The sequence below is a fragment of the Rhodovulum sp. P5 genome (genome assembly GCF_002079305.1).
GTDB lineage: Bacteria > Pseudomonadota > Alphaproteobacteria > Rhodobacterales > Rhodobacteraceae > Rhodovulum.
In genome coordinates this window covers 390,198-404,003 of record NZ_CP015039.1, presented here as the reverse complement: position 1 = coordinate 404,003, position 13,806 = coordinate 390,198, and the positions used below count along the sequence as shown (strand labels likewise).

At 66.3% G+C, this 13,806-nt stretch carries 12 protein-coding genes; 3 read left to right on the top strand and 9 right to left on the bottom strand.

Translation table 11 applies throughout. From position 1 onward, the window contains the following. Window positions 1-184 precede the first annotated feature (184 nt). A complete protein-coding gene (locus tag RGUI_RS01945) occupies window positions 185-2,341 on the bottom strand; it encodes an esterase-like activity of phytase family protein (RefSeq protein ID WP_081531511.1) in 2,157 nt (718 codons plus the stop codon). Between the two features lie 223 nt (window positions 2,342-2,564). Between RGUI_RS01945 and RGUI_RS01940 the strand changes: the two genes are divergently transcribed. Further along, entirely contained in the window at window positions 2,565-2,927 is a 363-nt protein-coding gene (locus RGUI_RS01940; RefSeq protein WP_253798746.1) for a globin domain-containing protein, read from the top strand. Window positions 2,928-3,048: 121 nt separating this feature from the next. Then, complete coding sequence (locus RGUI_RS01935; RefSeq protein ID WP_081531509.1) at window positions 3,049-3,861, top strand: alpha/beta hydrolase; 813 nt, start codon at window positions 3,049-3,051, stop codon at window positions 3,859-3,861. A 100-nt stretch (window positions 3,862-3,961) separates the two neighbouring features. On the opposite strand, the gene RGUI_RS01930 is transcribed toward RGUI_RS01935, so the two are convergent. From RGUI_RS01930 to RGUI_RS01895, 8 genes are all read right to left on the bottom strand, one after another. Beyond that, window positions 3,962-4,522, bottom strand: coding sequence for a hypothetical protein (locus tag RGUI_RS01930; RefSeq protein WP_081531508.1), 561 nt, complete (start codon window positions 4,520-4,522; stop codon window positions 3,962-3,964). Window positions 4,523-4,575: 53 nt separating this feature from the next. Beyond that, complete coding sequence (locus tag RGUI_RS01925) at window positions 4,576-5,568, bottom strand: P1 family peptidase (protein ID WP_081531507.1); 993 nt, start codon at window positions 5,566-5,568, stop codon at window positions 4,576-4,578. A gap of 67 nt (window positions 5,569-5,635) precedes the next feature. Further along, window positions 5,636-6,376 carry a glucose 1-dehydrogenase gene (locus RGUI_RS01920; RefSeq protein WP_081531506.1) on the bottom strand — a complete coding sequence of 247 codons (741 nt, stop codon included), beginning with the start codon at window positions 6,374-6,376 and terminating at the stop codon, window positions 5,636-5,638. A 33-nt stretch (window positions 6,377-6,409) separates the two neighbouring features. Beyond that, window positions 6,410-7,522 carry a hypothetical protein gene (locus RGUI_RS01915; RefSeq protein ID WP_156882841.1) on the bottom strand — a complete coding sequence of 371 codons (1,113 nt, stop codon included), beginning with the start codon at window positions 7,520-7,522 and terminating at the stop codon, window positions 6,410-6,412. A 10-nt stretch (window positions 7,523-7,532) separates the two neighbouring features. Further along, window positions 7,533-8,981, bottom strand: coding sequence for an aldehyde dehydrogenase family protein (locus RGUI_RS01910; protein ID WP_081531504.1), 1,449 nt, complete (start codon window positions 8,979-8,981; stop codon window positions 7,533-7,535). Between the two features lie 9 nt (window positions 8,982-8,990). Then, a complete protein-coding gene (locus RGUI_RS01905; RefSeq protein ID WP_081531503.1) occupies window positions 8,991-10,562 on the bottom strand; it encodes an ABC transporter ATP-binding protein in 1,572 nt (523 codons plus the stop codon). Beyond that, window positions 10,559-11,380, bottom strand: a complete 822-nt coding sequence (locus RGUI_RS01900; RefSeq protein ID WP_081531502.1) for an ABC transporter permease — start codon at window positions 11,378-11,380, stop codon at window positions 10,559-10,561. Before RGUI_RS01900 ends, RGUI_RS01905 begins: the two co-directional genes overlap by 4 nt. After that, window positions 11,377-12,321 (bottom strand): ABC transporter permease, encoded by a 945-nt coding sequence (locus RGUI_RS01895; protein ID WP_081531501.1) that lies wholly within the window; start codon window positions 12,319-12,321, stop codon window positions 11,377-11,379. Before RGUI_RS01895 ends, RGUI_RS01900 begins: the two co-directional genes overlap by 4 nt. Before the next feature lie 221 nt (window positions 12,322-12,542). Here RGUI_RS01895 and RGUI_RS01890 point away from each other — a divergent pair, with 221 nt between their 5' ends. Further along, window positions 12,543-13,748, top strand: coding sequence for an aminopeptidase P family protein (locus RGUI_RS01890; protein WP_081531500.1), 1,206 nt, complete (start codon window positions 12,543-12,545; stop codon window positions 13,746-13,748). Window positions 13,749-13,806 lie beyond the last annotated feature (58 nt).

The following is a 13,806-nucleotide window of genomic DNA, read 5'->3' as shown; positions in this document are numbered from 1 at the left end:
TCCCTCCCACAGGGCCACCGGGTTGCCTTTGGGGAAAGGATACCACGTCTGGGTGCCATGCAGATGCACCCGTGCGGCGCGGCAGGGTGCCGCGGCGCGCATTGTTTCGGTCGGGCGGGGCGCCGTTGCGACGAAAAACGGCCCCCGCGTTTGAACGGGGGCCGCCGCAGAAAGGGCCGCGGTCTTACGGTTTGATCGCAAAGAACATCGTTTCACCCGAATGGTCGTCGACGCCGTCATTGTCGGTCGACACCCACATCGTGCCGTCTGCAGCAATCGCCAGACCCTCGACCTTGTCCAGCACATATCCGCCGGTGGCGGTCAGGTCGGGCAGCAGGTCGCGGACCAGTTCCTTGGAGACGACCGGCAGATCGCCGCCCAGCGGTGCGGGCGTCATATCGGCCAGCGGGATGCGGTAGATCTTCTTGGTCACGGCGCGATAGTCGTGCTGGTTGTCGCGTTCCACCACATAGACATGGTCACCATGGGCGGTGATCTCGCTCAGGCCCACCCAGCCTTTTTCCGGCTGCGCCTTTTCATAGCGGACCGCGCCCCAGTCGCCCGTCTTGGTGTTGTAGGCCACCAGTTTGACGAAGTTCTTGGGGTCGTCCTTCCATTCGCGCTGCACCGCCATCCACAGCGTGTCGCCCACCTTGGTGACACCTTCGAAGCCAAAGCGCTTTTCGACCGCCATCAGTTCGGCAGGCAGGCCGACCTCCTTGGTGATCTCGCCATCGGCGTTGATGTGATACAGCGCATGCGGCACCACACGGTCGGTCCGCCCTTCGGAGGCCACCCAGAAGCCACCCTCGCCGTCCAGCGTGATGCCTTCCATGTCCAGCTTCTGCGCCGGATAGCCCTTTCGGGTGACGCGGATCGCATCGACGATCCGGGCCGGTGTCTGCGTCGTGTCGATCTTGAAGATCGTCGGCTGGAATCCGTAAAAGCTGTCGTTCACCGCCCAGACGATGCCGTCCTTGTCGGCCACCATGCCAGAGATCGCGCCCCAGCCGGTCAGCTCTTCCATCCCGGCGCTGGTCAGCATCGGATAGGCGGCCGGGGCCTCCTGATATTCGTAGATCATCACATGGGCGCGGGCGCCGCCATCCTCGATCAGGTCGGCCTCGTTCGCCGACGCGATCAGATTGCGATCCGCGATCACGGCAAAGCTTTCCGGCCCGATGCCCGAGGGCAGCAGTTGGGTCAGCACCGGGTTCGCCATGTCGGTAATGTCGTAGACGCCCATGATCGAGCCACGTTCGGACCCGACAAAGGCCATCGGCACGCCGCCAAAGGTGCCCTTGGCCAGACTTTCAGGCTCCACGCCCTTGGCATCCGAGCGTTTGTCGGGGTAGTGGCCGATCTGGATGATCGCGTGCTCAAAAGACGGGCCGCTTTCATAGACCAGCGTGCCGTCCTTGTGGAAGATGCTCCAGCCGCGGCTGCCGCCGTCCATGTCACCTTCGTTGGCAATCGCGAAATGGTCGTCGTCCAGCCATTTCACGGTGTCGGGCTCGCGCTTGCGGCCCATCTGGCTGTCGACCGGCAGGATCGCGCCGCGTTCGTCGATGGTGTCGATATTCTCCAGATCCACGGCTCCGGCAGAGAAGTGGTTCAGGATCGACCCGTCGCGGGCCACCACGGCGATGTGGTTGTTTTCCTGCATCGTGACAACGGTTTCGCCCAGACCGTTGATGTCGACATATTCGGGTTCCGGGTCTTCGGGGGCGATCTCGACCAGGCCGGTCATGTCGACCACCTTCATCGTGTCGCATTGCGCGGTGTCGTCGGCCAGGTCGATCATCACCAGATTGCCCGCGGGCATCTGCGGCACGCGCCCGTCGCCGGCATCCTCGTCCCGCTCATTCTCGATCACGATGGCGATGAAGCTGCCCTTGGCATCGGTCGCCACGCTGTCGGGCTGGCCGCCGATATCACAACGGGTGACTTCCTGCTTGGTGGCCAGATCGATCACGGCCAGATGGCCCGACGGGGCAGTGTAGCTGTCCGAGGTGTTCACGGCGACATAGGCGCGGTTGCCCACCACGGCGACCGAGGTCGGCTCCCCATCCAGCATCACGTTGCCGCCGGGCTGCGGGTTGGCGGGGTCAGAGATATCGACGATGCCGATGGCGCCCAGCGGGCTGTCGGAATAGACCAGCCGCATGCCGTCGGGGGTGGCCACGATGATCTCGGGCGAGGTTTCGGCCGTGGTGTCCTGGCTTGCAGCCATGTTCTTCACCACGGGGAACGACGCGATGCGGTTGAAATTCATTTCGGCCGGCGCGGCGGCGGCAGACAGCGCCAGAACGGAGGTCAGGCCCAGAAGGCGTGCGGTCATGATCGGACTCCAGAAGTTTCGTGCCGACCTCAATGGCGGTCTTGTGTGACGTCTGGATGACGGTCGGGCGCCGTATGTCGCGCCGGGGTGACCGCCGATCTTCATGGCTTGTTAGGGGGATGCGGCGAACATCGCGTCAACTATTTCAGGGGTATCCATGGACCCGCAGTACACCAGTATCGTTGTTGACAGTGCAAAGCGGCTTTTCTCCTCAAAGGGCCGGATGGCGGACCACTTCTATACCCGCCTGTTCGAAATCGCGCCGGAGTCGCGCGCGCTTTTCGGCAATGACATGGCCAAGCAGAAAAAGGTGTTTTCCGGCGCGCTTGCCATGCTGATCGGCCAGATCGGGGATCGGAACCGGCTGAAAACCTCGGTCGGATATGTCGCCCGGATGCATGCCAAAAAGGGGGTGACGCCCGAATATCTCGCCATCGGCGGTCAGGCCTTCCATCAGGCCGTCTGCGATTTCTACGGCGACGCCTGTACCGAGGATCTGCAACGGGCCTGGGCTGCGGCCTATGACGAGATCGTCGAGATCATGCTGGCAACAGGGTTTCTTGAGGATGACGCCCCCGCCATCTGACGCGCGGGCAGGCAGACCGTTGGATAGGCCCCGATCGGAACGCGATTTTGCTTCGCCTGGGGCTGGAGTCACTCTAAGTCCAAATGTTAAGTGAATCAGGGGAAAATGTGGGGGCGGGGAGATGTCTGCAGAAGGGGACGGGGTCGATTGGGATGACGCCTATGCCAACGCGGCCCATATTCCCCGGGCCGAGACCTATCCGCCACGTTGGGCCGCCGCGGCCGCGGCCTTCCGGGCCAAGGCGGGCGGCCAGATCGACGTGCCCTACGGCCCTCATCCCCGGCAGCGCCTGGACCTGTTTCAGCCCCAGGGTCTGGCCCGCGGGGTGGTTATGTTCGTCCATGGCGGCTACTGGATGCGGTTCGACAAATCGGTCTGGTCGCATCTGGCCGCCGGGCCGCTGGCGCATGGGTGGGCGGTCGCGATGCCATCCTACCGGCTGGTGCCAGAGGTCGCCATCGCCGACATCACCCGCGACATCACCGCTGCGCTTCAGCATATCGCGCAGATGCACCCTGACGGGCCCATCCACCTGACCGGGCACTCCGCAGGCGGCCATCTGGCGGCGCGGATGCTGTGCGACGATGTTCCGCTCTCCCCCGAGGTGGCGTCGCGCATTGCACGCGTCGTGCCGATCTCGCCCGTGTCGGATCTGCGCCCGCTGCGGAAGACGCAGATGAACGAACGCTTCCGGTTGGATGAGGCCGCCGCCCGCGCCGAAAGCCCGGCCTTGCGGACGCCCCGGCCCGGCGTGCCCGTCACGGTCTGGGTCGGCGGCGCGGAACGCCCCGTCTTTCTGGATCAGGCCCGATGGCTGGCCGCGGCGTGGCCCGGCGCCGCACTGAAGATCGAGGAGGGCAGCCACCATTTCGACGTGATCGCCGGGCTGGAACAGCCTGACAGCGCGCTGACCGGCACCGTCGCGGGCGCCTAGGGCGCACCTTGCTCATCCGCAGTCGTGCGAAGCGCTCTGACCTAGTGATTTCGCGCGGTCGAGCAGCGGAAAACCGGTTCTCACCTTTCCGCAACCCGCTCTAGCGGCCGAACCGCGCCAGACCGTCGAAATCGATCGCCTGCAACAGCGGCATCATCGCGTCATTCGACGCGCCGCTCACCTGCACAAGAATCCGGTTGTCGACCAGCCCGGTCACCTCGCCGCCCTGATCCACGAATTTCTGCCGCCCGATGCGGATGATCTGGCCTTGCGTGGCCATCAGCATGGGGTTGCCGAACATCGCGGCCATGGCCCCCACCATCGGGTTGTCGGCCATCAGCGTCAACGTGACCGACTGGCCCCCGCCGTCATAGGTGGCCTCCGCCCCGGTGCCGCCGCCCATCATGGCCAGACCCTGGTTCATCTCCATGTTGACCTCGCGGGTCCAGCCCGCAGGCGCGGGCGGCAGGAAGGCCACCAGCCCCTCGGCCTTCATCGCCTGCAGCAGTTGCTGGGCATAGGTGAGTTCTTCCAGCGCGTATTGGACATCGCCGTCTTCATAGGCGTCGATGGCGCTTTGCAGCGTGTCGGTCACCTCGTCGGCGGTGGCGGGGCACAGGGGCAGGGCGATCAGCGACAGGGTCACGATCAGGCGTTTCATGGGGGTCCTCCGCAAATAGGGTGCCCATCAGGCTATCACCCGGATCGTCGTGTTCAAGCCCGCCCGAAACGCGCCTGCCAGCAAGGGCGCGTGTCGCCGGGGGCGGGGCTGGCGTGATAGACCCCGCGCGCGATGGCCCGCGCCAGGCACACCGCCGCCGCATGGCCCAGCCTCAGCGCATCGAAGCCCGCATCGGGCAGGGGCACCGCGCCGGTGGCCGCGGCAAAGACCAGATCGCCGTCAAAGGGCGTGTGGCTGGGCACCAGCGCGCGCGCCATCCCGTCATGGGCGGCCACGGCCAGCCGGGTGGCCTGCGCCTGGGTCAGGGCAGCGTCGGTGGCCACAATGGCAATCGTGGTGGCCTCGCCCAGTGCCGCCTCTGGCCGCGGCTCTGTCGCGGGGTCGTGGCGCCCTTGCCCCAGCCCGCCGAATTCACCGCCAATCTCCCACGGCGCGGCCCAGAATTTCGGCCCGCCGCCCATAACCGCCGATCCCAGCGCATTGACCGCGACCAGCGCGCCCACCGTGATGCCGCAGTCAAGCACCAGCGAGGCCGAGCCTAGCCCGCCCTTCAGATCGGCCGTGGTTGCCCCATAGCCCGCGCCCGCGCTGCCAAGTGCAACGTCGGCATCCGCCGCCGCCAGCGCCGCGCGCCCCAGCGGTTTGTAGGGGTTGTCCGCCCAGTCCTTGTCACCGCCATTCAAGAGATCGAACAGGATCGCCCCCGGCACGATGGGCACCCTCTGCCCGCCGACCGCGAACCCGCGCCCCATCGCGCGCAGCCCGTCCGCCACGCCCGAGGCCGCATCCAGCCCGAAGGCCGACCCGCCCGACAGCACCAGCGCATCGACCTCCTGGACCAGCCGGTCGGGGGACAGCAGGTCGGTCTCCCGCGTGCCGGGCGCGCCGCCCATCACATGCACCCCGGCCACGAAAGGCGCATCGCCCACCAGAACGCTGACGCCCGTCTTCACGGTTGCATCCTCGGCCTGCCCGACCTTCAGCCCGGCCACATCCGTGATCAGGTTCCGCCGTCCTGGTTGCATTGCACGCGCGCCCCTTCTTCTTGGTCAAAATACCCATGGTGCCACGGTAACCACCTGGCGCGCCCTGTCAGATGCAGCGCCCGCCGTCCACTTCCAGCACCGCACCGGTGATCATCGACGCCTCGTCAGAACACAGGAAGGCCGCGGCATTGCCCATGTCCTGAGGCGTTGAAAACCGCCCCAGCGGGATGGTGGACAGGAACTTGGCCCGCATCTCTGGCGTGTCCTCACCCATGAAGCTTTTCAAAAGCGGCGTTTCCCCCGCCACCGGCGCCAGCGCGTTGACCCGCACGCCCGACGGCGCCAGTTCCACCGCCATCGCCTTGGTTGCCGTGATCATCCAGCCCTTTGAGGCATTGTACCAGTTCAGCCGCGGCCGGGGCGACAGCCCGGCGGTGGAGGCGACGTTCAGGATCGCACCGGTGCCATTGGCCTTCATATGCGGCACCAGATGCCGCGCGGTCAGGTAGACGGATTTTGCGTTCACGGCGAAGACGCGGTCGAACTCCTCCTCGGACACGTCTTCCATCGCCTGCGGCAGATGGGTGATGCCGGCATTGTTGACCAGAATATCCACCCGCCCGAACACCGCCAGCGCGACCTCGGCCAGATTGGCGACGGAGCGGTCGTCGGACACGTCCACATGCTGGGCCAGACCGCCGATCTCCAGCGCCACGGCTTCCGCCTTTAGCACGGCGATATCTGCGACCATCACGCGCGCGCCCTCGGCCGCCAGTTTGCGGGCGATCCCCGCGCCAAAGCCCGATCCGCCGCCGGTCACGATTGCGGTCTTGTCCGTCAGTCTCATCCCGTCCTCCCGTTCGTGGGGCCCGACGCCCGTTCAACCGGGCAGGGCTGATTGAAAGGCCTGCACGCAGCGCGGGTCGATCCGGTCCCCGCCGCGATGGGTCAGGCGCTGGGTGTATTTCCAGCCTGTCGAAATGCAGGAGCAATGCCAATATCCTGCATCCTCCCGCAGAAAGGCCGATTTCAGCGGCAGCCCTTCCAGCCGGTGCACGTCCCAACTGAACCGCCCGGCCAGGCGGTTCGGGGCGACGGCGTATTTCGCCGGGGTCTTGGGCGAGGCCTCCTGTGCCCACACATGGTCGGCATGGCGGGGGGCGCGGTCCAGATCGTCGGGCGGGTGGCGCCACGCCCCCCCGAACGGGGCAAAGCCGAACCGGGCATTCGCGGCGATGTCGAAGATGCTGGGGCCATCGGTCCAGACCAGTTCGTCGATATCGACGTTCAGCACCGCCCGCGCCCGCGACAGGAACCGCAACCGGGCAAGGTTCAGCATGGCAGTGCGGAAAAAGTTGGCGCGGTGCCGGTTCCGCTTGTCCTGCACCACCGGGCCATAGGGGAGCGGGGCGGACAGGATCGTGCCCGAAAGCCCGGCATCCGCCAGCACCGCCGCGATATCGTCGGGGCCATAGGCGGAGGAGCCGTTGTCGATGAACAGGATCGCCTCGGCCCTCTGGGTGCGTTGGTGGAACCGGGCGAAATCGCGGATCCAGTCCAGATCGTTGTCTTTTGAGATCGTCAGGATCACATTGCGCCCCGCGAACCGGTCGAGCGCGGAGATGCTCAGATCGGTTTCAAGCGACCAGTCCGGGCCTGTGACCGAAATCGTCTTCGGTCTTTGGCGCGCGGGGATGTGCAGCACCTCATGCCGGTGAAAGCGTGCCCGCCTGCCCAGCTTTGCCGGTACGCCGTCCAGACGGATATCGGCAGCCTTGAGCGCGGGCCAGAAATTCAACAGGCGCGGCGCGACCAGCACGACCCGTCCGTCGCGCCAGAACGCATCGTACCACAGCGTCGTTCGGTCATAGGCCGCGTGATAGGCGTCGTCCCGCGCCTGCGCTGGCACGAAATGGTCGCGGCGGAGGGGCGTCTGGGTCAGGTCCGCATGGGCCAGCGTGGCAAAGGCAATCCGGTCTTTGTCGGTCGTCATCGCCGGGGCGTCACCCATGCCGCGCCGCGACGGTCTTGAGCGTGGAGAAGCCGTAAAGCGCCTCGAACCCCTTTTCGCGGCCGTGACCGGATTTTCCGACGCCGCCGAAGGGCAGTTCGACACCGCCGCCGGCCCCGTAATTGTTGATGAAGACCTGGCCCGACCGCAGCGCCTTAGCCATCCGCATCTGCCGCGCCCCGTCCCGCGACCAGACCGAGGCCACAAGCCCATAGCCGGTGCCGTTGGCAATCGCGATGGCCTCCTCCTCATCCTCGAACGGGATCAGGGTCTGGACCGGGCCGAAGATCTCTTCCTGCGCCAGAACATGGTTCGGCGCGACATTGGCCAGAAGCCGGGGCGCGACGTAGTGGCCGCCCGCCGGGGCATTGCCGATGATCCGCCCCTCTGCGGCGATTTCCAGATCCGCGCCGCGTGCAAGATACCCTTCGACGATCTCCTTCTGCGCCTTCGAGATCAGCGGGCCGACATCCATGTCGTCCAGCGCCGGGCCAACCTGCAAGGCGCGGTAGCGGTAGGACATCCGGCGCAGCACCTCTTCGTAAATCGTGCGCTGGACGAGGATCCGCGACGAGGCCGAACAGGTCTGCCCCGCATTCTGGATGCCGGCATTGACAAGGAAGGGCAGGGCCGCGTCCAGATCGGCATCGGCAAAGACGATCTGCGGGGACTTTCCGCCCAGTTCCAGCGTGACGGGGGCCACATGCCGCGCCGCCGCCTGCTGCACCAGCCGCCCCACGGTCAGCGACCCGGTGAAGGAGATATGGGCGACATCGGGATGCGCGGCCAGCGCGGCGCCGGCCTCTTCTCCCAGCCCCGGCACGACGTTCAACGCACCGGCGGGCAGGCCCGCCTCCTCTGCCAACTTGGCAAAGGCCAGCGCGGACAGGCACGCATCCTCGGCCGGTTTCAGAACGCAGGCATTGCCCATCGCCAGCGCCGCGCCGACGGACCGCCCAATGATCTGCATCGGGTAGTTCCAAGGGATGATATGGCCCGTGACCCCGTGGGGTTCGCGCAAGGTATAGACGGTATAGCCTTCCTGATAGGGGATCGTTTCCCCCATGATCTTGTCGGCGGCGCCGCCATAGAATTCAAGGTAACGGGCAAGGGCCGCGGCGTCTGCGCGGGCCTGTGTCAGCGGTTTGCCGACATCGGTCGCCTCGATCCGGGCCAGGGTTTCGGTCTTGGCGCGCACGAAATGCCCGATCCGCGTCAAAAGCCGCCCGCGTTCGGCCGCCGCCATCCGGCCCCAGGGCCCTTTCAGCGCATCGCCCGCCGCGGCCACCGCATCGTCGATATCGGCCACCTTGCCGCGGGCGATCGACCCGATCGGCGCGCCGGTAGAGGGATTTTCGACGGGCAGGAATTCGCGCGACGCCGGTTGCGTCCAGAAACCGCCGATGAAACAGCTGTCCGTACTGAACCAAAGTTCGCGCATCACAAGTCCTCACTGCGGCAAAATCAGGGCCGGAGCCGCCTCCAGCAATTCCTTCGTATAGGGATGCGTGGGGTCTTGCAGCACCTTTTCCGTCGCGCCCTGTTCCACGATCTTGCCTGCCCGCATCACAAGCACCCGGTCGGTGATCGCCTGCACCACGTTCAGATCGTGACTGATGAAAAGATAGGACAGGCCGAGGTCGGCCCGCAAATTCGCCAGAAGATCCAGGATTTGGGCCCGCACCCGGACATCGAGCGCCGAGACCGCTTCGTCCAGCACGATCAGTTCCGGCCGTGTGATCAGCGCGCGGGCAATCGCGATTCGCTGCCGCTGCCCGCCCGAGAATTCATGGATGAACCGGTGCTTGTCCGCGGGTGACAGACCGACCGAGGTCAGCGCCGCGTCGATCTGCGCCTCGGCATCGGGCGGATGGCCGGTCAGGTGGAAGGGTTCCGCAATCAGGCGCCCGACGCGATGGCGGGGATTGAAGCTGCCATAAGGGTCCTGAAACACCACCTGCATCTTGCGGCGCAGATGGATCGGCATGTGCTCGCCCGCATGCACCACATCGCCATCCAGCCGGATTTCGCCCCGCTGCAAGGGATCAAGCCCGAGGATCGCGCGCGTCAGGGTCGATTTTCCGCAACCGGATTCGCCCACCAGACCGACGCTTTCGCCGCGCTTGATGTCAAAGCTGACCCCGGCCACGGCGCGGAAGGGCTCTTGCCCGCGAAAAAGACCGGCACGGGGGCGCGGATACTCGCGCACGGCGTCGCGCACCTGCAACAAGGGCATGTCATGGGCCGTGGCCACGGCGTCGGGCTGGTGCGACGACGCCTCAAGCAACGCGCGCGTATAGGGGTGGCTGCGTTCGCGCAGAACCTTGGCCGTGGGGCCCTGTTCCACGATCTGCCCCTCTTGCATGACGACAAGGCGGTTGGAGACGCCTGCGACCACCGCAAGGTCATGGGTGATCAGCAGCAGGCCCATCATCTCTTCCTCCACCAGTTCGGTCAGAAGGTCGAGGATATGCGCCTGTGTCGTCACATCCAGCGCCGTGGTCGGTTCGTCGGCGATCAGCACCTGCGGGCGCAGGGCGATGGCCATGGCGATGCAGACCCGTTGCCGCTGTCCGCCGGACAGCTCGTGCGGATAGCGCGTCAGGGGAAAATAGCGTTCCGGCAGCCCCACGCGGTCAAGCCGCCGCGCGGCCTCCCGCCTTGCATCGCCGCGGCTACTCGCACCGTGGACCACCAGTGTCTCGGCCACCTGATCGCCGATGTCCTGCAAGGGGTTCAGGGCGGTCATCGGTTCCTGAAAGATCATCGCGACGTCGCGGCCGCGGATGCCGCACATCTGCGTCTCGGAAAGCCGGTTCAGATCCGTGCCATCCAGCCGGACATGACCCGTGGCCGCCGCCCCCTGTGGCAACAGCCGCATCAGCGCCAGCGCCGTCATCGACTTGCCCGATCCGCTTTCCCCGACAAGCCCCACGACCTGTCCCCGTGCCACGCGGAAGGACACGTCCCGCAGGACGGGCTTGCCGTGAATCGCGACCGACACGCGCTCGACCGAGATCACCGTGCCGCCCTCCTGATCCGCGGGTCGAGCGCATCGCGCAGCCCGTCGCCCATCAGGTTCAGGCCCAGCACCATCAGCACGATGGCCAGCCCCGGCAGGATCGCAAGCCGCGGCGCGGTGTAGATCATGGTCTGCGCCTCGGCCAGCATCCGGCCCCAGGTGGGCGTGGGCGGTTGCGCGCCAAGGCCGGCATAGGACAGCCCCGCCTCGGCCAGAATGCCCAGCGAAAACTGGATCGTGCCCTGCACGATCAGCAGGTTCGCGATATTGGGCAGGATATGTTCCATGCTGATCCGCGCGCGCCCCTTGCCCGCCACCCGGGCGGCAAGGATATAGTCCAGCGTCCAAAGGCTCAGCGCGCCGCCGCGCGTCACCCGCGCGAAGACGGGGATGTTGAAGATCCCGATGGCAAGGATCGCGTTGACCGCCGAGGGGCCCAGAACCGCGGTGATCAGGATCGCGATGACAAGCGCGGGAAAGGCGAAGATCAGGTCATTGGCACGCATGACGAGTTCGTCCAGCAGCCCGCCCCGGTTCGCCGCCGCGATCAGGCCCAAGGGTACGCCGATGCCGATGCCGATGCCGACCGCGACCAGCGCAACGGCGATGGAGGTCCGCGCCCCGACCATCAGCATCGACAGCACATCCCGGCCGAACTGGTCGGTGCCCAGCGGATGGGTGCCCGTCGGCGGTTGCAGCCGGTCGGCGATGGTCAGGGTCGCCACGTCATGGGGCACCCAGACCAGCGAGACGAGCGCCGCCATCAGGAACACGGCGCTGAGCGCGCCGCCCGCAATCAGTTGCACCCGTCCCGTCATCGGCGCCTCAACCTTGGGTCGACGAGGGCATAGGCCAGATCGACAAGGAAGGTCACGAGGATGACCGCGAAGACGAGCAGCATAACAACGCTTTCCACCACGATCAGGTCGCGCTGGGTGATCGCCTGAAAGATCAGCCGCCCCAATCCGGGCAGGAAGAACACGTTCTCGATGATGATCGCACCCGCCAGCAGGAACGAGAATTGCAGCCCCATGATCGTCAGCACCGGGATCAGCGCGTTGCGGAAGGCGTGCCGGCGGATCGCCTGTCCCCGGCTCAGCCCCTTGGCGCGCGCGCTGCGAATATAGTCTTGGCCCAGCGTCTCGATCACGGCAGAGCGCATCACGCGGGCCAGGATCGCCGCCTGCGGCAGGGCCAGGGCGATAGCCGGCAAGGTCAGCGCCTTGAGGCAGGGCAGGATCCCGGCCCCCCAGCCCGGAAATCCGCCCGCGGAGAACCAGCGAAAATGCACCGCGAAGACCAGCACCAGAAGCATCGCGAACCAGAAATTGGGCACGGCGATACCAAGCTGCGTGGCGCCCATCACACCGATATCCGCCGGACGCCCGCGCCGCGATGCAGCCCAGAGTCCGACCGGCAAGGCAATCGCCGTGGACAGCGTCAGCGCGAACAACGCCAGCGGCAGCGACACCCACAGGCGCTGCGCGACAAGCTCTGCCACGGGGATGCGGTAGGTATAGGACTGCCCGAAATCGCCCGAGAGCGTCCCCCCCGTCCAGTCGATGTAGCGTTCCCAGACCGACCCGGTCAGCCCCAGCTCCGCGCGCAGGGCTTCCACGGCTTCCGGCGCGGCGTTCAGCCCCAGCATAAAGGCCGCCGGGTCGCCGGGGATCACCTCGATCATCGCAAAGATCACCACGCTGGCCGCGGCAAGGCTGAGCGTCAGAGAGATCAGGCGGGACATCGCATAGCGCAACATGGTGCGCAGCCTAGGGCAGGGGGGCGACTCGCGCCAGTCCATCATGAGGGCTTGCAGGCATGCCGGGCTTGGCTAAGGTGCATGTCGGGCTGTGTGGCGATGGCGTCGCCACGGGGCGCGTGCGTTCTGTGCCCCCGCCCGGCGGTGCTGCCGCCTGTCGTCCTGTACGCCGGGAACAGAGTTGCCCGGCGCGCGCCGGGCCCGAGCCTGGGATTAACAAGATGACCCGACCCGACTTCTTCCGCTTTCATAATGGCGAGAAGACCCCGCTGCCGTTTTCCGGAACGGAATACGATACCCGCCTGATGGGCCTGCGCACGGCGATGGACGCCGCGGGCGCCGACGTGGTCGTGCTGACCTCGATGCAGAACGTGGCCTACTATTCGGGCTTTCTCTATTGCAGCTTCGGCCGCCCCTACGCGCTGGTCGTCACCGCGTCGGAGGCCGTCACGATCAGTGCGGGGATCGATGCGGGTCAGCCCTGGCGGCGCTGCCACACCGACAACCTGACCTATACCGACTGGCAGCGCGACAATTTCTGGCGCGCGGTTGCCCATGTCGCCGGCACGGGCCGCGCCGTGGGGTATGAGGGCGACCACCTGACGCTGGCGCAGAAAGAACGGCTTGACGGTTTTCTGGCCCCGCACAGCTCCCTCGACATCGCACCGGCCACCATGCAGCAGCGCATGCGGAAAAGCCCCGCTGAAATTGCCCTGATCCGCGCCGGGGCCGCGGTGGCCGATGTCGGCGGCTATGCCATCCGCGACGCGATCAAGGAAGGGGTGCGCGAAATCGACGTGGCCATGGCCGGGCGCGACGCGATGGAGCTGGACATCGCGAAACGGTTTCCGGATGCCGAATACCGCGACACATGGGTCTGGTTCCAGTCGGGGCTGAACACCGATGGCGCCCACAATCCGGTCACCGCCCGGCGCCTGGCGCGCGGCGATATCCTGTCGCTCAACACCTTCCCGATGATCTCGGGCTACTACACGGCATTGGAACGCACCCTGTTCGTGGGCGACGTCGATGCAGACAGCCTGGCCATCTGGCAGGCCAATGTCGCCGCCCATGAATATGGCATGTCGCTCTTGCGGCCCGGTGCGACCTGCGCGGGGGTGACCCATGCGATCAATGCCTTCCTGGGGGAACGGGACCTGCTGCAATATCGCAGCTTCGGCTATGGGCACAGCTTCGGCGTGTTGTCGCATTACTACGGGCGCGAGGCCGGGCTGGAATTGCGAGAAGATATCGACACGGTGCTGGAACCCGGCATGGTGATCTCGATGGAGCCAATGCTGACCATCCCGCAGGGACAGGTGGGCGCGGGCGGTTATCGCGAGCACGACATCCTGATCATCACCGAGGACGGGGCCGAGAACATCACGGGCTACCCCTACGGCCCAGAGTTCAACGTGGTGGGCTGACGGCACCGGCAGGATTAGGGTATTTTTCCCAAGAAGAAGCCCCGATCGTTCTTCTTCT

Coding starts and splice junctions, on each gene's coding strand:
- RGUI_RS01935 (WP_081531509.1), top strand. CDS start 3,049: ATGTCTGCAGAAGGGGACGGGGTCGATTGGGATGACGCCTATGCCAAC.
- RGUI_RS01890 (WP_081531500.1), top strand. CDS start 12,543: ATGACCCGACCCGACTTCTTCCGCTTTCATAATGGCGAGAAGACCCCG.
- RGUI_RS01910 (WP_081531504.1), bottom strand. CDS start 8,981: ATGCGCGAACTTTGGTTCAGTACGGACAGCTGTTTCATCGGCGGTTTC.
- RGUI_RS01920 (WP_081531506.1), bottom strand. CDS start 6,376: ATGAGACTGACGGACAAGACCGCAATCGTGACCGGCGGCGGATCGGGC.
- RGUI_RS01930 (WP_081531508.1), bottom strand. CDS start 4,522: ATGAAACGCCTGATCGTGACCCTGTCGCTGATCGCCCTGCCCCTGTGC.
- RGUI_RS01900 (WP_081531502.1), bottom strand. CDS start 11,380: ATGACGGGACGGGTGCAACTGATTGCGGGCGGCGCGCTCAGCGCCGTG.
- RGUI_RS01945 (WP_081531511.1), bottom strand. CDS start 2,341: ATGACCGCACGCCTTCTGGGCCTGACCTCCGTTCTGGCGCTGTCTGCC.
- RGUI_RS01925 (WP_081531507.1), bottom strand. CDS start 5,568: ATGCAACCAGGACGGCGGAACCTGATCACGGATGTGGCCGGGCTGAAG.
- RGUI_RS01940 (WP_253798746.1), top strand. CDS start 2,565: ATGGCGGACCACTTCTATACCCGCCTGTTCGAAATCGCGCCGGAGTCG.
- RGUI_RS01895 (WP_081531501.1), bottom strand. CDS start 12,321: ATGTTGCGCTATGCGATGTCCCGCCTGATCTCTCTGACGCTCAGCCTT.
- RGUI_RS01915 (WP_156882841.1), bottom strand. CDS start 7,522: ATGACGACCGACAAAGACCGGATTGCCTTTGCCACGCTGGCCCATGCG.